Source organism: Pseudomonas sp. Eth.TT006 (assembly GCF_054456575.1).
On record NZ_JBTJEN010000001.1, the window covers coordinates 311,847 to 334,500 of the forward strand.

23 protein-coding genes and 1 pseudogene are annotated in these 22,654 nt (G+C 60.0%); 9 read left to right on the forward strand and 15 right to left on the reverse strand.

Translation table 11 applies throughout. The features are described from left to right. Nucleotides 1–19 precede the first annotated feature (19 nt). From spoT to ACXR0M_RS01455, 4 genes are all read right to left on the reverse strand, one after another. Nucleotides 20–2,125 carry a bifunctional GTP diphosphokinase/guanosine-3',5'-bis pyrophosphate 3'-pyrophosphohydrolase gene (gene spoT / locus ACXR0M_RS01440; RefSeq protein WP_458829246.1) on the reverse strand — a complete coding sequence of 702 codons (2,106 nt, stop codon included), beginning with the start codon at nt 2,123–2,125 and terminating at the stop codon, nt 20–22. A 57-nt stretch (nt 2,126–2,182) separates the two neighbouring features. Next, nucleotides 2,183–2,446, reverse strand: coding sequence for a DNA-directed RNA polymerase subunit omega (rpoZ, locus tag ACXR0M_RS01445; protein WP_008030604.1), 264 nt, complete (start codon nt 2,444–2,446; stop codon nt 2,183–2,185). A 167-nt stretch (nt 2,447–2,613) separates the two neighbouring features. Beyond that, nucleotides 2,614–3,234, reverse strand: coding sequence for a guanylate kinase (gmk, locus tag ACXR0M_RS01450; protein WP_458829249.1), 621 nt, complete (start codon nt 3,232–3,234; stop codon nt 2,614–2,616). Between the two features lie 10 nt (nt 3,235–3,244). Then, on the reverse strand, nt 3,245–4,108 hold the full coding sequence (locus tag ACXR0M_RS01455; RefSeq protein WP_458829251.1) for a YicC/YloC family endoribonuclease: 864 nt from the start codon (nt 4,106–4,108) through the stop codon (nt 3,245–3,247). A gap of 270 nt (nt 4,109–4,378) precedes the next feature. Between ACXR0M_RS01455 and rph the strand changes: the two genes are divergently transcribed. Next, complete coding sequence (gene rph / locus ACXR0M_RS01460; protein ID WP_458829253.1) at nt 4,379–5,101, forward strand: ribonuclease PH; 723 nt, start codon at nt 4,379–4,381, stop codon at nt 5,099–5,101. Between the two features lie 29 nt (nt 5,102–5,130). Continuing rightward, nucleotides 5,131–5,499, forward strand: coding sequence for a DUF4870 domain-containing protein (locus tag ACXR0M_RS01465; protein WP_458829254.1), 369 nt, complete (start codon nt 5,131–5,133; stop codon nt 5,497–5,499). A 92-nt stretch (nt 5,500–5,591) separates the two neighbouring features. Here the strand turns inward: ACXR0M_RS01465 and ACXR0M_RS01470 are convergent, their stop codons facing one another. Then, the gene (locus tag ACXR0M_RS01470) at nt 5,592–6,371 is read right to left on the reverse strand and encodes an exodeoxyribonuclease III (protein ID WP_003229491.1); all 780 of its coding nucleotides are present in this window, start codon (nt 6,369–6,371) and stop codon (nt 5,592–5,594) included. An 82-nt stretch (nt 6,372–6,453) separates the two neighbouring features. Between ACXR0M_RS01470 and pyrE the strand changes: the two genes are divergently transcribed. Continuing rightward, nucleotides 6,454–7,098 (forward strand): orotate phosphoribosyltransferase, encoded by a 645-nt coding sequence (gene pyrE / locus ACXR0M_RS01475; RefSeq protein WP_011336558.1) that lies wholly within the window; start codon nt 6,454–6,456, stop codon nt 7,096–7,098. Between the two features lie 107 nt (nt 7,099–7,205). Here the strand turns inward: pyrE and ACXR0M_RS01480 are convergent, their stop codons facing one another. The 7 genes and pseudogenes from ACXR0M_RS01480 to coaBC form a co-directional block, all read right to left on the reverse strand. Further along, nucleotides 7,206–7,589: a hypothetical protein gene (locus ACXR0M_RS01480; RefSeq protein ID WP_458829257.1), complete on the reverse strand. Its 384-nt coding sequence runs from the start codon at nt 7,587–7,589 to the stop codon at nt 7,206–7,208. Then, nucleotides 7,576–8,148, reverse strand: coding sequence for a hypothetical protein (locus ACXR0M_RS01485; RefSeq protein ID WP_458829259.1), 573 nt, complete (start codon nt 8,146–8,148; stop codon nt 7,576–7,578). Before ACXR0M_RS01485 ends, ACXR0M_RS01480 begins: the two co-directional genes overlap by 14 nt. Before the next feature lie 18 nt (nt 8,149–8,166). Then, complete coding sequence (locus ACXR0M_RS01490; RefSeq protein WP_458829261.1) at nt 8,167–8,418, reverse strand: hypothetical protein; 252 nt, start codon at nt 8,416–8,418, stop codon at nt 8,167–8,169. A gap of 209 nt (nt 8,419–8,627) precedes the next feature. Further along, entirely contained in the window at nt 8,628–9,533 is a 906-nt protein-coding gene (gene argB, locus ACXR0M_RS01495) for an acetylglutamate kinase (protein WP_003229488.1), read from the reverse strand. Between the two features lie 17 nt (nt 9,534–9,550). Then, a pseudogene (locus ACXR0M_RS01500) lies at nt 9,551–10,954 on the reverse strand (phosphomannomutase/phosphoglucomutase); the annotation flags it as partial. A 301-nt stretch (nt 10,955–11,255) separates the two neighbouring features. Next, a complete protein-coding gene (dut, locus tag ACXR0M_RS01505; RefSeq protein ID WP_458829263.1) occupies nt 11,256–11,711 on the reverse strand; it encodes a dUTP diphosphatase in 456 nt (151 codons plus the stop codon). A 5-nt stretch (nt 11,712–11,716) separates the two neighbouring features. Beyond that, entirely contained in the window at nt 11,717–12,925 is a 1,209-nt protein-coding gene (coaBC, locus tag ACXR0M_RS01510) for a bifunctional phosphopantothenoylcysteine decarboxylase/phosphopantothenate--cysteine ligase CoaBC (protein ID WP_458829265.1), read from the reverse strand. A 137-nt stretch (nt 12,926–13,062) separates the two neighbouring features. On the opposite strand from coaBC, the gene radC reads away from it, so the two are divergent. Next, nucleotides 13,063–13,737, forward strand: coding sequence for a RadC family protein (gene radC / locus ACXR0M_RS01515; protein WP_458829266.1), 675 nt, complete (start codon nt 13,063–13,065; stop codon nt 13,735–13,737). 135 nt (nt 13,738–13,872) lie between these two features. On the opposite strand, the gene ACXR0M_RS01520 is transcribed toward radC, so the two are convergent. After that, a complete protein-coding gene (locus ACXR0M_RS01520) occupies nt 13,873–15,459 on the reverse strand; it encodes an ABC transporter substrate-binding protein (protein ID WP_458829268.1) in 1,587 nt (528 codons plus the stop codon). A gap of 445 nt (nt 15,460–15,904) precedes the next feature. Here ACXR0M_RS01520 and rpmB point away from each other — a divergent pair, with 445 nt between their 5' ends. Continuing rightward, on the forward strand, nt 15,905–16,138 hold the full coding sequence (gene rpmB, locus ACXR0M_RS01525) for a 50S ribosomal protein L28 (RefSeq protein ID WP_003229474.1): 234 nt from the start codon (nt 15,905–15,907) through the stop codon (nt 16,136–16,138). A gap of 11 nt (nt 16,139–16,149) precedes the next feature. After that, complete coding sequence (rpmG, locus tag ACXR0M_RS01530) at nt 16,150–16,305, forward strand: 50S ribosomal protein L33 (RefSeq protein WP_003177274.1); 156 nt, start codon at nt 16,150–16,152, stop codon at nt 16,303–16,305. 210 nt (nt 16,306–16,515) lie between these two features. Here rpmG and ACXR0M_RS01535 read toward each other — a convergent pair whose 3' ends face one another. Then, nucleotides 16,516–16,878: a cupin domain-containing protein gene (locus ACXR0M_RS01535; protein WP_458829272.1), complete on the reverse strand. Its 363-nt coding sequence runs from the start codon at nt 16,876–16,878 to the stop codon at nt 16,516–16,518. A 232-nt stretch (nt 16,879–17,110) separates the two neighbouring features. Here ACXR0M_RS01535 and ACXR0M_RS01540 point away from each other — a divergent pair, with 232 nt between their 5' ends. Both ACXR0M_RS01540 and ACXR0M_RS01545 read left to right on the forward strand, forming a co-directional pair. Beyond that, complete coding sequence (locus tag ACXR0M_RS01540) at nt 17,111–18,604, forward strand: aldehyde dehydrogenase (RefSeq protein ID WP_458829274.1); 1,494 nt, start codon at nt 17,111–17,113, stop codon at nt 18,602–18,604. 188 nt (nt 18,605–18,792) lie between these two features. Continuing rightward, on the forward strand, nt 18,793–19,938 hold the full coding sequence (locus ACXR0M_RS01545; RefSeq protein WP_458829276.1) for an MFS transporter: 1,146 nt from the start codon (nt 18,793–18,795) through the stop codon (nt 19,936–19,938). 120 nt (nt 19,939–20,058) lie between these two features. Here the strand turns inward: ACXR0M_RS01545 and ACXR0M_RS01550 are convergent, their stop codons facing one another. Beyond that, nucleotides 20,059–21,675, reverse strand: coding sequence for a phospholipase D family protein (locus ACXR0M_RS01550; protein WP_458829278.1), 1,617 nt, complete (start codon nt 21,673–21,675; stop codon nt 20,059–20,061). 300 nt (nt 21,676–21,975) lie between these two features. Here ACXR0M_RS01550 and ACXR0M_RS01555 point away from each other — a divergent pair, with 300 nt between their 5' ends. Continuing rightward, nucleotides 21,976–22,635 (forward strand): DUF1120 domain-containing protein, encoded by a 660-nt coding sequence (locus ACXR0M_RS01555; protein ID WP_458829280.1) that lies wholly within the window; start codon nt 21,976–21,978, stop codon nt 22,633–22,635. Nucleotides 22,636–22,654: the final 19 nt, after the last annotated feature.

The window sequence follows — 22,654 nt, forward strand, 5'->3', positions numbered from 1 at the left end:
ACTCCTTGTTAGGTGTGAGTTATGCACGCATGCGGGTGATGCGGATGACCCCGGTCAGGGCGCGCAGCTTCTTGATCACGCGGGCCAGGTGCACACGGTCGTGGACGCTGACCACCAGCTGCACGACGCTGATGCGGCCATCGCGTTCGTCCATGCTGATTTTTTCGATATTGCCGTCGGCGGCGTTGACGCTGCTGGCGAGCAGGGCGATCAGGCCGCGCTGGTGCTCCAGCTCGACGCGCAGTTCGACGTTGAATTCGCCGGTGACATCCTTGGCCCACGAGAGCTGGATGCATTTTTCCGGGTTGTGCCTGATTTCGCTGATGTTGCGGCAGTTGTCCAGGTGCACGACCATGCCTTTGCCCGCCGACAGGTGACCGACAATCGGGTCGCCCGGGATCGGCGTGCAGCACTTGGCATAGCTGAGGACGAGACCTTCGGTGCCGCGAATCGCCAGCGGACCTTCCGGGCTCGGCAGTTGCTCGCCTTCGCCGAGCAGGCGTCGAGCGACGACGTAGGCCATGCGATTACCCAGGCCAATGTCTTCAAGCAAGTCTTCGATCAGTTCGAGGCGGTATTCGGTGAGCATCGCTTTGACGCGCTCGGCCGGGATCTTGTCCAGCGCGCTGTCGAAACCGTTGAGCACCTTGTTCAGCAGGCGTTCGCCGAGGCTGATCGACTCGGAGCGGCGCTGCAGTTTCAGCGCATGGCGAATGTGCGTACGGGCCTTGCCGGTGACCACGAAGTTGAGCCACGCCGGGTTCGGCCGCGCGCCGGGTGCGCTGACGATCTCGACCGTGGAGCCGCTTTGCAGCGGTTCGGACAGCGGTGCGAGACGGCGGTTGATCCGGCAGGCGATGCAGCTGTTGCCGACGTCGGTGTGCACTGCATAGGCAAAGTCGACCGCCGTGGAGCCTTTGGGCAGCTCCATGATCCGGCCTTTGGGCGTGAACACGTAGACCTCGTCCGGGAACAGGTCGATCTTCACGCTCTCGATGAATTCCAGCGAGTTGCCGGCACGTTGCTGCATTTCCAGCACGCCTTTGACCCACTGACGGGCGCGGGCATGGGTGCCTTTCGGCTGTTCGTCACCGCTGGATTTGTACAGCCAGTGCGCGGCAATGCCGTTGTTGGCCATCTCTTCCATTTCGCGGGTGCGGATCTGGATTTCGATCGGCACTCCGTGCATGCCGAACAGCGTGGTGTGCAGCGACTGGTAGCCGTTGGCCTTGGGGATCGCGATGTAATCCTTGAAGCGCCCCGGCAACGGTTTGTACAAATTGTGCACGGCACCCAGCACGCGGTAGCAGGTATCGACCTTGTCGACGATGATCCGGAACGCGTAGACGTCCATGATCTCGTTGAAGGCCCGACGCTTGCCGCGCATTTTCTTGTAGATGCCGTAGAGGTGTTTCTGGCGACCGCTGACTTCACCCTGGATACCGTCGACAGCGAGGCAATGGCCAAGGGATTCTTCGATCTTGTTGACGATTTCCTTGCGGTTGCCCCGGGCGCGCTTGACCGCCTGGTAGATCCGCGCGGAGCGCATCGGGTGCATCGCCTTGAAACCGAGGTCTTCGAATTCGATGCGAATTGCGTGCATGCCCAGGCGGTTGGCGATGGGCGCGTAGATCTCGAGGGTTTCCTTGGCAATCCGCCGGCGTTTTTCCCCGGACAGCACTTCCAGCGTGCGCATGTTGTGCAGGCGGTCGGCGAGTTTGACCAGGATCACACGAATGTCGCGCGCCATGGCCATGGCCATTTTCTGGAAGTTTTCAGCCTGGGCTTCGGCCTTGGTCTCGAAGTTCATCTGGGTCAGTTTGCTGACCCCGTCGACCAGTTCGGCCACGGTTTCACCGAACTGCGCTTGCAGCGCTTCCTTGGCGATACCGGTGTCTTCGATCACGTCATGCAGCATCGCGGCCATCAGGCTCTGATGATCCATGTGCATGTCGGCAAGAATATTGGCCACGGCAAGAGGATGCGTGACATACGCCTCGCCGCTGCGACGGCGCTGACCGTCATGGGCTTGTTCGGCGTAGAAATACGCTCGGCGGACCAGGTTGACCTGGTCGTTGCCGAGGTAGGTCGATAAGCGATCGGCGAGGGCGTCTATGCTCGGCATGATGACTCCTGCCGTAGGCTGTGTTCCCGCGCCGTGCTACGTCGACCAGGCATAGGCTTAGACGGCCTCGTTGGACTCGTCCTCGAAAGCGGCAAAGAGCGGTTCATCCTGGACGATTTCCTGCTCGGCGATGAACTCGTAGCTCATCAGGCCTTCAGCGATTTCACGCAGGGCGACAACGGTCGGCTTGTCGTTTTCCCACTGGACCAGTGGCTCTTTGCCGCCGGTGGCCAGTTGACGGGCACGCTTGGTAGAGAGCATGACCAGCTCAAAGCGGTTTTCCACGTGTTCTAGGCAGTCTTCAACGGTTACGCGGGCCATGGTATTCCTCGGAGCGAATGCAATATGCGCGCTGCCCGGTTGGGCGAGCGGACTGAGCAGTTTAAAAAAACACCAGCGATTAGGGAAGCGCTGATTTTTTGACCAGACCCTTCAACGCGCTGCAAGCACCAATGTAAAGCGCTCGCAGCGGTTTTGGGAAGTGCTGATTAACCGAGCAATTCGGCCAGCAATTTGCCGAAACGGACCTGCTGGCGTTTCTGCTGCAGCTGATTGGCGCGGAAAATCGCCTTCAGATCGTCCAGCGCGTGAGCGAAATCGTCGTTGATGATCAGGTAGTCGTACTCGACGTAGTGGCTCATCTCGCTGACCGCTTCACGCATCCGGCCGTCGATGATCTCGTCGCTGTCCTGACCGCGATTGGTCAGGCGCTGGTGCAAGGCTTGCAGCGATGGCGGCAGGATGAAGATCGAGCGCGCCTGCGGCATCAGTTTGCGCACCTGCTCGGCGCCCTGCCAGTCGATTTCCAGAATCAGGTCGTGACCTTCATCCAGGGTCTGTTGCAGGCGGCTTTGCGAGGTGCCGTAGAAGTTGCCGAAGACTTCAGCGCGTTCGAGGAAGTCGCCGTGCTCGCCCATCTTCACGAACTCTTCGCGGGTCACGAAGTGATAGTTCACGCCGTCCACTTCACCCGGACGCATGGCGCGGGTGGTGTGGGAGATCGACACGCGAATCTCCGGAATGGAATCGGTCAAAGCCTTGACCAGGCTGCTCTTGCCTGCGCCCGAGGGGGCCGAAATGATGTACAGGGTGCCGGTGCTGTGGGTCATGTCTGTTGCCTTACTCAATATTCTGCACTTGTTCGCGCATCTGCTCGATCAACACCTTGAGGTTGACGGCGGCCTGCGTGCTGCGCGGGTCGAAGGCCTTGGAGCCCAGTGTGTTGGCTTCGCGGTTAAGCTCCTGCATCAGGAAGTCCAGGCGCCGACCAGCGGCACCACCGGATTTGAGCACCCGGCGAACTTCGATGATGTGGGTGCTCAGGCGATCCAGTTCTTCGGCTACATCGCTCTTTTGCGCGAGCATGACCATTTCCTGTTCCAGACGCTGCGGGTCGAGCTCGGCCTTCATGTCGGCGAAGCGGTCGAGGACTTTCTGGCGCTGGGTGGCGAGCATTTGCGGCACCAGCTCACGCAGCGTCACGACGTCTTCTTCAATGGAGGTCAGGCGCTCGTTGATCAGACGTGCCAGCTCCGCGCCTTCGCGCTCGCGGCCCGCCTTGAGTTCCTTGAGACCTTGGTTGAACAGCGCCAGCGCCTCGGCGTTCAGCGCCTGTGGGTCAGTGGCGTCGGCCACCAGCACGCCCGGCCAGGCCAGCACTTCCAGCGGGTTCAGTGCCGCCGGATTCTTGATCAGCCCGGCAACGGTTTCGGCGGCGGCAACCAGTTGAGCGGCGCGTTCGCGGTCGACTTGCAGCGGCTTGCCGGTGCTTTCTTCGGTAAAGCGCAGGGTGCATTCGAGTTTGCCCCGCGACAGACCCTGGCGCAGGGCCTCACGCACGGCGCCTTCGAGGTCGCGAAACGACTCCGGCAGGCGCAGGTGAGGCTCCAGATAGCGGCTGTTGACCGAGCGCAATTCCCAGCTCAGGGTGCCCAGGGCGCCGGCTTTCTCGACGCGGGCGAAGGCGGTCATGCTGTGCACCATGGCGGTGACCTCGCAATGCAGATCGGCGCAGAAGGGATGTTCCGCAGGCTCGATATCAATGAATTTAAGCCGACTGGCAGCAAAGGCGCAGGATTGTAGCGCAGTGCGGCGGATGCGCCCAAACACACGGTGTGACAAAGAGCTGCAGGCCGTCGGTTCTGTGCGTTTCAGGGCCTCGGGACGACGGCTGGAATTTTTAACCCGTGCCCAGGCGCGGTGCAGCGCTCTATAATGCTCGGCAGTTTTCCGTCCCCAGTACAGGTATTCCCTATGAAACGTCCAAGTGGTCGCGCTGCCGATCAGCTTCGCTCGATCCGCATTACCCGCAACTACACCAAACACGCCGAGGGATCCGTACTGGTCGAATTCGGTGATACCAAGGTCATCTGCACCGTCAGCGTCGAAAACGGCGTGCCGCGTTTCCTCAAAGGCCAGGGCCAGGGCTGGTTGACCGCCGAGTACGGCATGCTGCCGCGTGCTACCGGCGAGCGTAACCAGCGTGAAGCCAGTCGTGGCAAGCAGGGCGGTCGCACCCTGGAAATCCAGCGCCTGATCGGCCGTTCGCTGCGCGCTGCGCTGGACATGTCCAAGCTGGGTGACGTGACCCTGTACGTCGACTGCGACGTGATTCAGGCCGACGGCGGTACCCGCACCGCGTCGATCACCGGCGCCATGGTCGCGCTGGTCGATGCACTGAAAGTGATCAAGAAGCGCGGCGGCCTGAAAGGCGGCGATCCGCTCAAGCAAATGATCGGCGCGGTGTCGGTCGGCATGTATCAGGGCGAGCCGGTGCTGGATCTGGACTATCTTGAAGATTCCGCCGCCGAGACCGACCTCAACGTGGTGATGACCAGCACCGGTGGCTTCATCGAAGTCCAGGGTACCGCCGAAGGCGCACCGTTCCAGCCTGAAGAGCTGAACGCCATGCTGGAACTGGCCAAGAAAGGCATGAACGAGATCTTCGAACTGCAAAAGGTCGCACTGGCTGACTGAGCAGGTTGGTAACCCGCAAGGAGGGCGCGATGAGTGATGAGCAAGAGTTACTGCCCAGGCCGAGCCAGGAGGTTCGCCAATGGGCGATGTTCTGTCACTTGTCCGGCTTGCTGGGGATCTGGTTTCCATTTGGCAGTTTGATCGGGCCGCTGATCCTCTGGCAGATGAAGCGTGAGAAGGACTCGTTTATTGATGCGCAGGGTAAGGAAGCACTGAATTTTCAGATCACGATGACCATTGCTACGCTCATTAGCGTGGGGCTGACGGTAGTGCTTATTGGGTATCTGCTGATTATCCCGGTGGTCATTTGCTGTTTTGTCCTGCCGATTATTGCTGGGGTGAAGGCTAACAACGGATTCCCTTACCGCTATCCGTTTACTTGGCGATTGGTCAAATAACGATCAACTCGAGTCCCTGCATAAAAGCAAAAATCAGCGCCCACAAAAAAGCCGACAGCGATGTCGGCTTTTTTGCATCCACGAATCGACGCTTAGATGGTCAGCGTCCAGTCGTAGTCGACGATCAGCGGCGCATGCTGCGAGAAGCGTGGCTGACGCGGCAGGCGTGCACTGCGCACGAAGCGCCGCAGGCCCGGGGTCAGCAACTGGTAGTCGAAACGCCAGCCCAGATTCAGCATCTCGGCCTGTTCGTTGTCTGGCCACCAGCTGTACTGGTCGCCTTCGCGGCTGACTTCGCGCAGGGCATCGACATAGCCCATATTGCCGACAATCTCGTCCATCCAGGCGCGTTCTGGCGCCAGGAAACCCGGGGATTGCTGGCTGTCGCGCCAGTTCTTGATGTCGAGCTTCTGCTGCGCGACGTACAGCGAGCCACAATAAATGTACTCGCGACGTTTGCGCCGCTGTTTGTCCAGGTACTTGCCGAAATCGTCCATGAGCTTGAACTTCTGGTTCAAGTCCTCATCGCCGTTCATACCCGAAGGGAGCAGCAACGTGGCAATACTGACTTTGTCGAAATCTGCTTGCAGGTAGCGCCCGTAGCGGTCGGCCGTCTCGAAACCGAGACCGCTGATGACAGCCTTCGGTTGCAACCGCGAATACAAAGCCACGCCGCCTTGGGCAGGGACTTCAGCATCGCAGGCATAAAGGAAGTAGCCGTCCAGTTGGAAGGCTGGGTCATCCAGTTCAAAGGCGGAGGCACGGGTGTCCTGCAGGCAGATGACGTCGGCATTCTGTGCCTGCAGCCAACTGAGCAAACCGCGCTCGACTGCAGCCTGAATACCATTGACGTTCACACTGATGATCCGCATAAATGGCCCCAAAAATCGCGTGCGTGTATGATACACGGCGTCAAGCTAATTAGCTAAATCCGTGGTATTTGGGGTTTTTTTCATGCAAGCGTATCAGCGCGATTTCATTCGTTTTGCCATCGATCGCGGCGTTTTGCGCTTCGGTGAGTTCACCCTGAAGTCCGGGCGTACCAGTCCTTACTTCTTCAATGCCGGCCTGTTCAACTCGGGTTCGGCGCTGGCGCAGCTGGGGCGTTTCTACGCCGCAGCCATCGCCGAAAGCGGCATTCCGTTCGACGTGCTGTTCGGCCCGGCCTACAAAGGCATTCCGCTGGCGGCTACTACCGCCGTCGCGCTGGCCGAGCATCACAATCGTGACCTGCCTTGGTGCTTCAACCGCAAGGAAGCCAAGGCCCACGGCGAAGGCGGCAGCCTGGTCGGCGCACCGCTGACCGGTGACGTGCTGATCATCGACGACGTGATCACCGCCGGCACCGCGATCCGTGAGGTGATGCAGATCATCGCTTCTCAGGACGGTGCCAAGGCGGCTGGCGTGCTGATCGCCCTGAACCGTCAGGAGCGCGGCAACGGCGAGCTGTCGGCGATTCAGGAAGTGGAGCGCGATTTCGGCATCCCGGTCATCAGCATCGTTTCGCTGAACCAGGTGCTGGAATTCCTCGCTGACGATCCGCAACTCAAGCAGCATCTACCCGCCGTGGAAGCGTACCGCGCCCAGTTCGGCGTTTGACGCTTCCCCTGTAGGAGCTGCCGCAGGCTGCGATCTTTTGATCTTGATCTTAAAAACAGGATCAAAAGATCGCAGCCTGCGGCAGCTCCTACAAGGGGGGGGACGGCTTAACGCAGGTTTCGCCATTTTCTCAGCAGCTTCAGGGTCAATCCTGCGTTGATCAGCGCGAACGCAAGTAACGCCAGCACCACCATCACGTACAACGTCCGATCCACATCAAAATCCCACAGATCCAGCGTGCTGCTGGTGACAATGCCTACAGCGGCTGGCAGGTTGACGTAAAACAACGCCATGAACGCGCCCGTCAGCGGCAGTGCCCGCCAGTAAAAAGCTTGGCGAACCTTCTCCCTGCTGCGTTTTCTGGTCAGCGGACCCGATTGATATTCGTCCTGCGCCAACGCCTCATGGAGTGTCGGCCAGGCCAGGTTGAACATGAAAGTGGTCAAGGTCAGCAGCAAGCCACTGACCGCGACGATGTCACTGAACGGCATTGAGACCGAGCGTCGCGCACAGCAAGTCGTGAGAATCCTCACTGATCTCGAACTGCCCGGCGCTGCCCTTGCGTTTCGTGATGGGTTTGAAAGTCGGTTCATTCTGGGTGATCAGCATGTTCAGCTCATCACGAATCACGTCCGAGCTGATAACCACCAGATACACGCTTTTCGCGTATTCAGCGGTTTCTACCACCGCACGCATGCTGTTTTGCAGAATGTCGTCGAGCTGATTGCGGAAGCGCGAGACCGTGTTCTTCAGCAGAGTTTTGCTCTGGCTTTGAGTCAGTTGAAAGATCGTCGAAATCTGCGATTCGGTCGGCAATGTCTGTCCGAAATAGCTTTGAATCAGATAGAGCAGGCGATCCTGCTTGGCTTCGTCGGCCCGGCTGGGCATGCCGCCCTCGACCAGCATCTTCAGGTATTCGGTCAGGCTGGCCTTGGCGATGCGCTGAAGGGCATGGGCGATGTCCTCGTCGCCGATGCGCAGGGTCTTTTTGACCGGTTCTTTTTGTTCCTGCTCGAAAGCGTCAGCGTCGATCATGAACGAGATCCGCATGGCTCAGGCGCTCCGGGGCTATTTTTTGTTCGAGGGCACGATGGTCTCGACGCTTTTGATATTGGCAGGCTGTTCTGGATACGGATCTTTGATCGCATCGCCTTGCCCGGTGAGGATTTTCCAGCCATTTAGCGTGTGCGCCTTTTTGCGAAACTGCGGGCACGGTGGCATCGAGGTTTTAGCTTGATTGGAATACTGATGGCCGCAATCAACGCACTCGTAAGTGCCAGGGGAAACATCGCTGCCGTAAGGGGCGTAGTCTTTTTGCATGAGTCAATCTCCGGTGGATAAGGGGAAGATCCTAGGGAGATTTGTTCTGAGGTGATGTCGGCCTTTTCGCTGTTTTAGGTAAGACGTTTCTTGCGCTAATAAAAAAGATCGCAGACTTCGTCAGTCCCTACAGAAATTTCATACACACGAAATTCGCTTTTGTAGGAACTGCCGCAGGCTGCGATCTTTTGCTTTTCAGCGATTACCGATCATGGCCGCTTGCGATTGCTGATCAGCGTACCCACACCGGTGTCGGTGAAGATTTCCAGCAGGATCGCATTCGGTACGCGACCGTCGATGATCAGCGAGCTGCCGACACCGCCCTGAACCGCTTCCAGCGCACAGCGAATCTTCGGCAGCATGCCGCCGTAGATGGTGCCGTCGGCAATCAGGTCATCGACCTGCTGGGTGCTCAGACCAGTGAGGACCGTGCCCGACTTGTCCATCAGGCCGGCGATGTTGGTCAGCAGCATCAGCTTCTCGGCTTTCAGCGCTTCTGCAACCTTGCCGGCCACCAGGTCAGCGTTGATGTTGTACGACTCGCCGTTCTCGCCGACGCCGATGGGCGCGATCACCGGGATGAAGTTGCCTTTGACCAGCAGGTTCAGCAGCTCGGTGTTGATCCCGACCACTTCGCCCACCTGACCGATGTCGATGATTTCCGGTTGGGTCATCTCCGGGGTCTGACGGGTGACGGTCAGTTTCTTCGCACGAATCAGCCCGGCGTCTTTACCGGTCAGGCCGATGGCGCTGCCGCCGTGACGATTGATCAGGTTGACGATGCTTTTGTTGACCTGGCCGCCGAGGACCATTTCCACCACGTCCATGGTCGCGGCGTCGGTGACGCGCATGCCGTCGACGAAGTGGCTTTCGATCGACAGGCGCTTGAGCAGATCACCGATCTGCGGGCCGCCGCCGTGCACCACCACCGGGTTGATGCCCACGGCCTTCATCAAGACGATGTCGCGGGCGAAGCCGGTTTTCAGCTCCTCGCTTTCCATCGCGTTGCCGCCGTATTTGATCACCAGGGTCTTGCCGACATAGCGTCGGATGTAAGGCAACGCTTCGGACAGGACCTGGGCGGTGTGGGCGGCGGCTTCGCGTTCGAGGGTCATTCAGGGCTCCGGGTGGATCAGAACGGTAGTTGGAGATCAGGTGCAACGCGTTTCAGTTGGGCGTGGAACACATCCTTGATGCGCTGCAATTCAGCCTCGTCATCGGCCTCGAAGCGCAGCACCAGCACCGGTGTGGTGTTGGACGCGCGCACCAGGCCCCAGCCTTTGGCGTAATCGACCCGCACGCCGTCGATGGTGGTCAGGTCAGCGCCTGCGCCCCACTGTGCGTCGTGCAGTGCATCAATGATGCTGAATTTGCTCTCTTCGGTCACATGGATATTGATTTCCGGCGTAGAAATATCGTTCGGGAAGGTCGCAAACAGCTCTTCGGCGGTGGATTTTTCCTTGCTGAGGATCTCCAGCAGGCGCGCGGCGCTGTAGATGCCGTCGTCGAAACCGAACCAGCGTTCCTTGAAAAAGATGTGCCCGCTCATCTCACCGGCCAATAGAGCACCGGATTGTTTCATTTTCTTTTTGATCAACGAATGCCCGGTCTTCCACATTAGCGGACGACCGCCGTATTCCTTGATCAGCGGCACCAGGCGGCGGGTGCATTTGACGTCGAAGATGATTTCCGCATCCGGGTTGCGCGCCACCACGTCGCGGGCGAACAGCATCAGCAGACGGTCCGGGTAGACGATGCTGCCGGTGTTGGTCACCACGCCGACGCGGTCGCCGTCGCCGTCGAACGCCAGGCCGAGATCGGCGTTGGTTTCCTTGACCTTGGCGATCAGGTCGACCAGGTTCTCAGGCTTGCCCGGGTCCGGGTGGTGGTTGGGGAAGTTGCCGTCGACCTCGCAGAACAGCGGAATGACTTCGCAGTTCAGCGCTTCGATCAGTTGCGGGGCGATCACGCCGGCCGCGCCGTTGCCGCAGTCGACCACGACTTTCAGGCGGCGCGCCAGTTTGACGTCCTGGACGATTTCGGTGGTGTAGCGGTCGAGGATCTCGACCTGAGTCACGCTGCCCTGACCGCTGGTCAGGTTGTTGCTCTTGATGCGCTCGTGCAGCACCTGGATCTGCTCGTTGGCGAGGGTGTCGCCGGCGATCACGATCTTGAAGCCGTTGTAGTTCGACGGGTTATGGCTGCCGGTGAGCATCACCCCGGACTTGCCGGCCAGCACGTTGGCGGCGTAGTACAGCGCTGGCGTCGGCACCAGGCCGACATCGCTGACATGGCAGCCGCTTTCGGCGATACCGCGGATCAGTTCGGCCACCAGCTCCGGGCCGGACAGGCGGCCGTCACGGCCGACCGACACGTTCGGCTCGCCTTGGGCCAGGCTCTGCGAACCGATGGCACGGCCGATCCAGTAGGCGGTTTCGGCATTGAGGAATTCCGGCACAGTGCCGCGAATGTCATAGGCGCGGAAAATGCTGTCAGGCAGCTTCGGGGCGATCTTGGCGGGGGTGCTCATCTGCGGAAATGCTCCATCTCGAAAGTGGCGGGACAGACCGACGATTCACTCGGCGGCAGGCTCAAACTGAAGGGTATGACGGCGTTTTCCGCAGAGAGTTCGTGGTATGAAAGGGCCATGACGCCTTGTCTGGCGTGGCTTGCGCCCGGCAAAACCTTGATTTTCGGCACTAAAACCGGCTACCGACGCAAAGCTTTTTCTGTGGCGAGGGGATTTATCCCCGATGGGCTGCGCAGCAGACCCAAAAATCCGGGGCCGCTTCGCAGCCCATCGGGGATAAATCCCCTCGCCACAATGGTTTTCAGCGTTACTTGGTGCCGGTATGGCCGAAACCGCCCGCGCCGCGCTCGGTTTCAACGAACTCTTCCACCATTTCGAAATGCGCCTGCACCACCGGCACCAGCACCAGTTGCGCCAGGCGCTCGCCGACGGTCATGGTGAAGTCGGACTGGCCACGGTTCCAGCAGGACACCATCAGCGGGCCCTGGTAGTCGGAGTCGATCAGGCCGACCAGATTGCCGAGCACGATGCCGTGCTTATGGCCCATGCCCGAGCGCGGCAGGATCAGCGCGGCGAGGTTCGGGTCGCCGATGTACACCGACAGACCGGTTGGGATCAGCACGGTTTCACCCGGCTTGATCACGATGTCCTGTTCCAGCATGGCGCGCAGGTCGAGGCCGGCGGAGCCCGGAGTGGCGTATTGCGGCAGCGGAAATTGCGTACCGATGCGTGGGTCGAGGATCTTGGCTTGCAAAGCGTGCATGTAAATTAAACCTGGTTCAGACGTTCGGCGATAAAAGTGACCAGCTGGCGAGCGATCTTGCTCTTGCTGGTCTGGGCGAAAACGGTGGCGTGCAGCTCACGGTCGATCACGCTGCAGGCGTTTTCCTCGCTGTTGAAACCGATACTCGGATTGGCCACGTCGTTGGCGACGATCAAATCGAGATTCTTGTCCTTGAGCTTGCGTGCAGCGTAGTCGAGCAGGTGTTCAGTCTCGGCGGCAAAGCCGACACTGAACGGACGGTCGGGACGGGTCGCGATGGTGGCCAGGATGTCGGGGTTGCGCACCATTTGCAGGACAAAGCCGTCGCCGCTTGTAGGGTCTTTCTTGAGTTTTTGCGGGGCAACGACTTCCGGGCGGTAGTCCGCCACCGCTGCCGAGGCGATAAACACGTCACACGGGATCGCCGATTCGCACGCCGCGAGCATGTCGCGAGCACTGACCACGTCGATGCGCGTGACGCGATCCGGCGTCGGCAGGTGCACCGGGCCGCTGATCAGCGTGACGCGGGCTCCCGCTTCCACGGCGGCTTCGGCGAGGGCAAAGCCCATTTTTCCGGAGCTGTGGTTGGTGATGTAGCGCACCGGATCGATGTTTTCCTGGGTCGGTCCGGCAGTGATCACCACGTGCTTGCCGGTCAGCGCCTGACGCTGGAAGCAGTCTGCCGCGCACTGCGCCAGATCGGTGGCTTCCATCATCCGGCCCATGCCGACGTCGCCGCAGGCCTGGCTGCCGGAGGCCGGGCCGAAGGCCTTCAGGCCACGGCTTTCAAGGAGTTGCAGGTTGGCCTGGGTCGCCGGATCGCGCCACATCGCCTGGTTCATTGCCGGCGCGACGGCCACAACGGCGTCGGTGGCCAGCACCAGGGTGGTCAGCAAATCGTTGGCGATGCCTTGGGCCAGGCGCGCGATCAGGTCGGCGGTGGCCGGGGCGATCAGTACCAGATCGGCCCATTTCGCCAGCTCGATATGACCCATCGCCGCTTCGGCGGCCGGATCGAGCAAATCCAGGTGAACCGGGTGGCCGGACAGGGCCTGCATGGTCAGCGGGGTGATGAACTCGGCGCCGCCATGGGTCATGACCACGCGCACTTCGGCGCCCTGGTCGATCAGGCGACGCACCAGATCGGCGCTCTTGTAGGCCGCAATGCCGCCGCCGACGCCCAGAACGATGCGTTTCCGATACAGCCGCTGCATAGGTCTGCCTTTACATTTCGTGGGTGACATACGTAGCAAATCCCCCCTCCCCAGAGTGAATTCGCCCGCAAAAAAGATGGGCTACGATATCACAGCGACCGCTACGGAACAGCGGCGCCCACAGACAAGGAAGGTGTATGAGTATTCGCGATTGGCCTGCGGCGGAACGGCCGCGGGAGAAGCTGCTGGAACAGGGGGCGGGAAGCCTTTCCGATGCCGAATTATTGGCGATTTTTCTGCGAACCGGGGTGACGGGGAAAAGCGCGGTGGATCTGGCGCGACACCTGTTGTCGCAATTCGGCAGCCTGCGCGCGCTGCTGGAAGCGGATCTTGCGGCGTTCAGCGGGCAGTTGGGATTGGGGCCGGCGAAATTCGCACAGTTACAGGCGGTGCTGGAAATGGGCCGGCGGCATCTGGCCGAGCGCATGCGTAAAAAACCGGCGCTGGAGAATCCGCAGGCGGTGCGCGATTACCTGAAGTCCATGCTGCGCCACGAGCCGCACGAAGTGTTCGGTTGCCTGTTTCTCGACTCCAAGCATCAAGTGCTGACGTTCGAAGCGCTGTTTCGCGGCTCGATCGACAACACCAGCGTGCATCCGCGCGAAGTGGTGAAACGCTCATTGGCCAACAACGCGGCGGCGGTAATCCTCTGTCACAACCACCCTTCGGGCAACAGCGATCCGAGTCAGGCGGATCGGCAACTGACCAAGCGTTTGCAGAAAGCTCTGGATCTTATTGATGTGCGGGTGCTGGATCACTTCATCGTCGGTGACGGCGAGCCGTTGTCGATGGCGGAGTGTGGCTGGATGTAGCTTTCAAGACCAAATGCTAACCCTTGTGGGAGCGGGCTTGCTCGCGAATGCGGTGCAACAGTCAGCATTTTTAGTGACTGAAAACCCGCATTCGCGAGCAAGCCCGCTCCCACATTGGGAAATGTGCAGGACGGGTTATTTCAGGGTGACCTTGGAATAGTCCTGCCGGCCGAACGGGCTCACTGAATAGCCCTGAACATCCTTGCGCGTCAGTGCGAAAGCGGTTGGATGCGCCAGCGGCAGCCACAGCGCCTGCTGCTGAATCTGCGCCTGCGCCTGTTCATACAGCTTGGTGCGCACGCCTTGTTCGCTGGTGGTCTTGCCGGCGCTGATCAACTTGTCCAGATCGGCATTGCAGTAGCGGGCGAAGTTGGTCCCGGACTTGACCGCCGCGCAGGAAAACTGCGGCGTGAGGAAGTTGTCCGGATCGCCGTTGTCACCGGCCCAGCCCATGAACAGCAGATCATGCTCGCCGGCCTTGGCGCGGCGAATCAGTTCGCCCCACTCGATCACCCGGATTTCCGCCTGAATGCCGATTTCTGCCAAATCCGATTGCAGCAACTGCGCGCCGAGGCTCGGGTTCGGATTGAGCAGGCTGCCGGACGGACGGGTCCAGATCGTGGTCTGAAAACCGTCCTTGAGTCCGGCCTTGGCCATCAACGCCTTGGCTTTGGCCACATCGTGCGGATAACCCGGCAGATTCTTCGCATAGCTCCAGGTGTTCGGCGGATAAGGACCGTTGGCCGGCTCGGCGGTGTCTTCGAACACGGCTTTGACGTAGTTGGCCTTGTCGAAGGCGAGGTTGATCGCCTGGCGCACTTCCGGCTTGTCCAGCGGTGGATGCTGGCTGTTGATGCCGACGAAAGCGGTCATGAACGCGTCAGTCTTTTCCACTTTCAGCGTCGGCTCTTGCTGTGCCGCCTGCACATCCAGCGGTTTCGGCGAGAGCGCGATCTGGCATTCGTTGCGGCGCAGTTTCTGCAGGCGCACGTTGGCGTCCGGGGTGATGGCGAAGATCAGCGGATCGACCGCAGGCTTGCCCCCGAAGTAATCCGGGTTGGCCTTGTAGCGCACCGCTGCGTCTTTCTGGAAGCGCGTGAAGATGAACGGGCCGGTGCCGATAGGCTGGCTGTTGAGCTTGTCTGTCGCGCCAGCCTTCATCAGTTTGTCGGCGTACTCGGCGGAATAGATGGAAGCGAAGCCCATGCTCAGGGTCGCGAGGAACGTCGAATCCGGGTGGTCCAGCGTAAAGCGCACGGTCAGCGGGTCGAGCGCGTCGATCTTTTTGATCAGTGCCGGCAATTGCATGGACTGCGCGTGCGGGAAGCCGCTCTGCGCCACTTTGTGCCACGGGTTGGCCGGGTCGAGCATGCGGTCGAAGCTGAATTTGACGTCTTCGGCGCTCAGGGTACGGGTCGGCTTGAAATAGTCAGTGCTGTGAAACTTCACCTGTGGGTGCAGCTTGAACACATAAGTCAGGCCGTCGGTGCTGACTTCCCAGCTGTCGGCCAGGCTCGGCACGACTTTGCCGCTGGCGGTGTCGAAATCGACCAGGCGGTTCATCAGCACGTCGGCCGAAGCGTTGGTAGTGGTCAACGAGTTGTATTGCACCACGTCGAACCCTTCAGGGCTGGCCTCGGTGCAGACGCTCAGGGCGGCAGCCTGGGCCAGGGGGCTCAGCAGAAGCGGGGCGAGCAACAGGGGTAGGGCAGCGAGGCGCATGGTCGGCTTCCTTTACAGATCGAAGGCCATCTGCAGGTGCAGTCTGGAAAAGGGTTACCCTAGAGGGCTGGATTGCAAATGACTATCCCCTTTTGCATTTTTCGGGCCGGGACGTAGGTCTTTTTCAGACCGCAGCACGGTGTGAAAAGTCGCAACAGTGCTCAATGGCGGTTTTCTGCGACGAGTGGTCAACATTCGCCGCAGCCTTTATCCAAAGCGTCCGCAGCCGGAAAAAGCGCCTTTTTACCGGTTGATTGCACATCGATTGTTGTTGCGCCCCGGTCTTTCTGGTATAAAGCAGCGCTCTTTTCTAGGGGCCCGGTTCCTTCACTGTAGGTGTAGCCGGTAAGACCTCTAAAGAAACGCGGCGCCTGGCGCCAAATGACTGAGAGATTAAGCGGCCAACCCATGCCGGGTTGGGCATGTGGTTTTAGAGGGCTGAGGCATGTCGAGAGTATGTCAAGTTACCGGTAAGGGTCCGGTAACCGGGAATAACATTTCCCACGCAAACAACAAAACCCGTCGTCGTTTCCTGCCGAACCTGCAGCATCACCGCTTCTGGGTTGAAGAAGAGAAACGTTTTGTGCGTCTGCGCGTATCTGCCAAAGGCATGCGCATCATCGACAAGCGTGGCATCAGTGTCGTGCTCGCCGAACTTCGCCGCGATGGCAAGATTTAAGGGAGCTAATCATGCGTGAATTGATTCGTTTGATCTCGAGCGCCGGTACTGGTCACTTCTACACTACCGACAAGAACAAGCGTACTACCCCGGACAAAATCGAGATCAAGAAATATGATCCGGTTGTTCGCAAGCACGTGATCTACAAGGAAGGCAAAATCAAGTAATTGATTTTTCCCGACTTACAAAAAAGGCCCGTATCTCACGATACGGGCCTTTTTTGTTGCCTGGGATTTCTGTGGTGCCCGGTCGGGCCCCTTCGCGAGCAAGCCCGCTCCCACAGTGAACCGGCGCCGAGTACAAAATTTGAGCTCACAGAAAGTCCCATGTGGGAGCGGGCTTGCTCGCGAAGAGGTCAGCCCACACACCTCACGTCATCAAGCCTTCTGTTCAAAAAACACATAAACCTTGCGGCAAGCCTCCAGCACTTCCCAAGTGCCACGGAAACCCGCCGGAATCACAAAGCGATCGCCAACACGCAAGGTCTTGGCATTGCCATCGCTGTCACGCAGCACCGAAACCCCCTGGAGGATTTCGCAGTATTCATGCTCGGTGTAATTCACTGTCCACTGGCCAACCGCACCTTCCCACACGCCGACGCCCATTTGCCCGCAAGGACTGTCGTATTGATTGAATACTGCTTGCTCGGGATCGCCCTTGAGCACTTTGGCCGGGTCTGGGCGATAGCGTTCGGCTTCGCTGCTGGTCAGGCTGATGTCGACGACGTTCTGGATGTTCATTGTTGTTTTCTCCCGTGATGACGGCGCGGTGGCTGGAAAGGGCCAAAGTCTATGTTTATTAAAATGAACACCGCAAGGCCGTATAGCGCGCTTATGTCAAATATATTGAAACAACCCTGGCCGCTGGTTTAGGGTGGCGGATGCCTTGGGCCGAAAAACAGGCTGGCCGGGCAGTATGCGAAGACGACCGCGAAACGCGCGGCGCTCTATTCAACAAGAGGAGGACACTCGAATGACCACCCTGACTCGTGCCGATTGGGAACAACGCGCCCGCGACCTGAAAATTGAAGGCCGCGCCTACCTCAATGGCGAATACACCGACGCCGTTTCCGGCGAGACGTTCGAGTGCATCAGTCCGGTCGATGGCCGTCTGCTGGGCAAGATCGCCAGCTGTGACGCCGCCGATGCCCAGCGCGCTGTGGAAAATGCCCGCGCCACGTTCAATTCCGGCGTCTGGTCGCGCCTGGCCCCGACCAAACGCAAAGCCACCATGATCCGTTTTGCCGGCCTGCTCAAACAGCACGCCGAAGAGCTGGCGCTGCTCGAAACCCTCGACATGGGCAAGCCAATCAGCGACTCGCTGTACATCGACGTACCGGGCGCGGCGCAGGCGCTGAGCTGGAGCGGCGAGGCGATCGACAAGATCTACGATGAAGTGGCGGCAACCCCGCACGATCAATTGGGTCTGGTCACTCGTGAGCCGGTCGGCGTGGTCGGCGCCATCGTGCCATGGAACTTCCCGCTGATGATGGCCTGCTGGAAACTCGGGCCGGCGCTGTCCACCGGTAACTCGGTGATCCTCAAGCCGTCGGAAAAATCGCCGCTGACCGCCATCCGCATCGCTGCGCTGGCCGTTGAAGCCGGTATTCCAAAAGGCGTGTTCAACGTGCTACCGGGCTACGGCCACACCGTTGGCAAGGCGCTCGCCCTGCATAACGATGTCGACACCCTGGTGTTCACTGGTTCGACCAAGATCGCCAAGCAACTGATGATCTACGCCGGCGAATCGAACATGAAGCGCGTCTGGCTGGAGGCCGGTGGCAAGAGCCCGAACATCGTGTTTGCCGATGCGCCGGACCTGCAAGCCGCCGCCGAATCTGCCGCCAGTGCCATTGCGTTCAACCAGGGCGAAGTGTGCACCGCCGGTTCGCGTCTGCTGGTCGAGCGTTCGATCAAGGACACATTCCTGCCAATGGTGATCGAGGCGCTGAAGACCTGGAAGCCTGGCAACCCGCTGGATCCGGCGACCAACGTTGGTGCGCTGGTCGATACCCAGCAGATGAACACCGTGCTGTCTTACATCGAGTCTGGCCACAGCGACGGCGCCAAACTGGTGGTCGGCGGCAAGCGCATTCTGCAGGAAACCGGTGGCACCTACGTCGAGCCGACGATTTTCGACGGTGTGAGCAACGCGATGAAAATCGCCCAGGAAGAGATCTTCGGCCCGGTATTGTCGGTCATCACTTTCGATAGCGCCGAGGAAGCCATCAACATCGCCAATGACACGCCGTACGGCTTGGCCGCCGCGGTGTGGACGGCGGACATTTCCAAGGCGCATCTGACCGCCAAGGCGCTGCGCGCCGGCAGCGTGTGGGTCAACCAGTACGACGGCGGCGACATGACCGCACCGTTCGGCGGCTTCAAGCAATCGGGCAACGGTCGCGACAAGTCGCTGCATGCGTTCGACAAATACACCGAGCTGAAAGCGACGTGGATCAAGCTGTAAGCCGCTAAAGGGAGCCTGATTTGATCAGGCTCCTGAACCAGACAGAGATCCCCTGTGGGAGCGGGCTTGCTCGCGAAAGCGGTGTATCCGTCAGCACCTTTGCTGAATGTGAAACCGTATTCGCGAGCAAGCCCGCTCCCACAGGGGTTTTGTGGTGCTTATAAAAAATATCCACAGGAGCGTGGAGCATGCGTTGGGCGACGTATTTCGCCGTGTTGGCGTCTGTCTTGAGTGTCGGTCTGGCCCTGGGGGTCAGCATGCCGCTGGTGTCGTTGCGCCTGGAGAGCTGGGGCTATGGCGCCTTCGCCATCGGCGTGATGGCGGCCATGCCAGCGATCGGCGTGTTGCTGGGGGCGAAGATTTCCAGTCACCTGGCGGCGCGCTTCGGCACGGCAAACCTGATGCGTCTGTGCCTGTGGGCCGGCGCCTTGTCGATCGGCTTGCTCGCGCTGTTGCCGAGTTATCCGGTGTGGCTGGTGTTAAGGCTGATGATCGGAGTGATCCTGACCATCGTGTTCATCCTCGGCGAGAGCTGGATCAATCAACTGGTGGTGGAACACTGGCGTGGGCGATTGGTGGCACTGTATGGCAGCAGTTATGCATTAAGCCAACTGTCTGGTCCGTTGCTGTTGGGCGCGCTCGGTACTGAACACGATTACGGTTTTTGGGTGGGCGTCGCTCTGCTGACCGTTTCGCCTTTGTTGCTGATGGGCCGCAGCGGTGCACCGAGCAGTGAAGCCAGTAGCGTGACCTTCAGCGATTTGTGGGGCTTTGTCCGCGAACTGCCGGCGATCGCCTGGGCGGTGTCGTTGTTCGCTGCGTTCGAGGCGATGATCCTGACCCTGCTGCCGGTGTATTGCCTGCAACAGGGCTTCACTGCCGAGATCGCGTTGGCGATGGTCAGCACGGTGGTGATTGGCGACGCGTTGCTGCAACTGCCGATCGGTGCGCTGGCGGACTACCTGTCACGGCGCACGTTGTTCACGGGCTGCGCCGTGATTCTGATGCTGTCGAGCCTGGCGATTCCGCTGCTGATCGATACCCTGTTGATCTGGCCGTTGTGGGTGTTGTTCGGGGCCAGCGCCGGCGGGCTGTTCACCTTGTCACTGATCCTGATCGGCGAACGTTATCGCGACGACGCGCTGGTGCGGGCCAATGCGCACATTGCGCAGCTGTGGGGTGTGGGGTGTCTGGTCGGGCCTTTGCTGGCGGGGGCGGGCAGTCAGTGGATCAGTGGGCATGCGTTGCCGCTGTTGATGGCGGTCGGGGCGTTCGGGTTGGTGATTTTGCTGATGCGCCAGGGTGCATTCGGTCCCGAACCACAGCCTGCTTGAATGCTTCCCTGTGGGAGCGGGCTTGCTCGCGAAAGCGGTGTGTCAGTCAGCACATTAGTTGAATGTGAAACCGCATTCGCGAGCAAGCCCGCTCCCACAAGGGACCGCATACAAATGCGATTACAGCATCCGCTCAAGACCAACGGTGGTACTGAACCACGCATTGAAACGCCGCCACCAGCTCCCCGGCTCCTTGGTCAGCGTGTGCATCTGGCCGTTGTCTTCGGTCACCCAGACCAGCTTGCCATCCTGCAGTTTCGCCTGATAACTCAGTGCTGGCGCCATACCCTGCAGGGCCAGCTCGCGCACATGCTCGGCCAGTTCCGGGCTGTCCACCAGAACCCCGACTTCGGTGTTCCACAGCACTGACCGTGGGTCGAAGTTGAACGAACCGATAAAGGCTTTCTGCCGGTCGAAGATCATCGCCTTGCTGTGCAGGCTGGAATCCGAGCCGCGAAACGACTTGCTGTAGAACAGGTGCGGGCCGCTGCCGTAGTTATCCCCAGGCTGGCGGCGCAGTTCATACAGCTTCACCACGTGCTCGAGCAATGCCTTGCGATACGGCGCGTAACCGCCGTGCACCGCCGGTACGTCGGTGGCTTCCAGTGAATTGGTCAGCAGGCTCACCGAGACCCCGGCGTCGGCGCGCCCGGTCAGGTACACCAGCCCCGGCTGGCCGGGCACGAAGTACGCCGAAATCATGATCAGTTCTTTGCTGACGCCCCTGAGCTCCGGCGCCAGTTGCGTGGTCAGCAGCAATTGCGGATCCGGTTCGGCCTTGGCCAGCACCTTGCTCGGCGCATCCCACAGTGCCTGGTTCCAGGCCCAGATCAGTTCCTTGCGCCAGATGTCCATACGCGGGGCGGTCTTGAACGTCATCAGCTGTTGATACAACGCGTGATTCTGTTTGCGCGTTTCATCCAGTGATTCTTCCAGGCGCGTGCGGGTGTTCTGCAGGTCCTTGGCGGTCGGTTTGCTCGAGAGAAATTCGTCGATCGGCTTGCTCAGCGCGCTGTTCCAGTACTGGTCGAAACTGTGCCCGAGCTGCTCGGCCACGGGGCCGACGCTGAGCATGTCGATGTCGGTGAAATTCAGGTTCGGCTCGGCATCGAAATACTCGTCGCCCAGATTGCGCCCGCCGACGATGGCCACGCTGTTGTCGGCCAAAAACAGCTTGTTGTGCATGCGCCGGTGTTGCAGCGACAGGTTGAACAGGCGTCCGGCCGCACGGGTCACGCCGGTGCTGCGGCCCAGGTGCAGCGGATTGAACAGGCGGATCTGGATCTGTGGATGCGCCGCCAGCGTGGCGATGATCAGGTCGAGGCCGTCGCTGGTGGTGTCGTCCAGCAGAATTCTTACCCGCACGCCACGGTCGGCGGCCTTCAACAACTCTTCGACCAGCATCCGCGTGCTGACGCCGTCATGCACGATGTAGTACTGCAAATCGAGACTGGTTTGGGCGTTGCGGATCAACTCGGCGCGGGCGGTGAAGGCTTCGGTGCTATTGGACAGCAGGCGAAATCCGGATCGACCCTGATAGGGCGCCGCCTGGGCCTGGATCGAGCGGCCAAACGCCGAGCCGTTTGCCGGCAACGCCTGGCTCGGTTCCCGGGGAACATCCAGTGACGTACACCCGCCGAGCAGCAGGACGTACAACAGGGCGAACGGCAGGAAGTGTCTGGAGCTCAAGTCGGATCGTTCCGCGCAGTGGACGAGGTCGGGAGTATGGCACGGCATCGGCCGGGTGCCAGGCGTGGCGTGCTCGTCGGGTCATCCGGCTCCCGGTGCAGAGCGGCTTGTAGCTTATGACTGTCGGCAGGACCAGAGTTCTTAAACAAATCGGGGATTTTTCCGGCTCTCATCAGCTACGTGTTGCAGCGATTTTTCCCGTACCGATTACACCCGCGCCTTACATCGCTGCGTTGAAGCAATCGGAATAATGACAACGCTGATTTTGAGGCAGGACCTTTCCTGTTTTATCAGCAGAAGACGACCAGTTGGCTGTCATCTTTCGATTCTTATGGAGTGAGAATTTTCATGCGTAAAACCTTTCGTGCAATCGCTGTCGCAAGCGCCCTGTGTCCGGGATTGGTCATGGCTGATGGAGCGGATCTGACGATCACCGGCACCATTATTCCGACTTCGTGTACACCGGCGTTCACCGGCGGCAATACCGTGGACCTGGGCGATATTTCTGCCGCATCGTTGAACCGCGACAGTCAGACCGAACTGACCAGCCACAATGTCTCCTTGAGTGTGAGCTGTTCGGCGTCTGCGCCGATGGCGATCAAAGTACATGACAATCAGGCTCACACCCAATTGCCGGGTATCGTCGTCGACGGCTTGGACTGGGCCATGTACATCTACGGAATCGGCGAGGTGGCGGGAACCAAGATCGGCGGATATGGCTTGCGCTTTGGCACCCCGACCGTGGATGGGCAAACCTCGATCGTGATGTACAAGCAAGGTGCCAACGCCAACTGGGATGTTCCGGCCCCTGCCACGCTGGTCGGGAAAAATTATGAAGGCAATCTTCGTTACTCCTGGGGGCGCAGTCTGGCTGCGGGACCACTCCCCGGGGTGGTGCACACTTTTCCCATGACGCTGGTGCCGGTCATCGGCCCGGCATCGAGATTGCCCATCACTTCGCAAATCAGCCTGAACGGTTCGGCGACCTTCGAGCTGCTTTACCTCTGACGGGGCGCACCACGCGCAA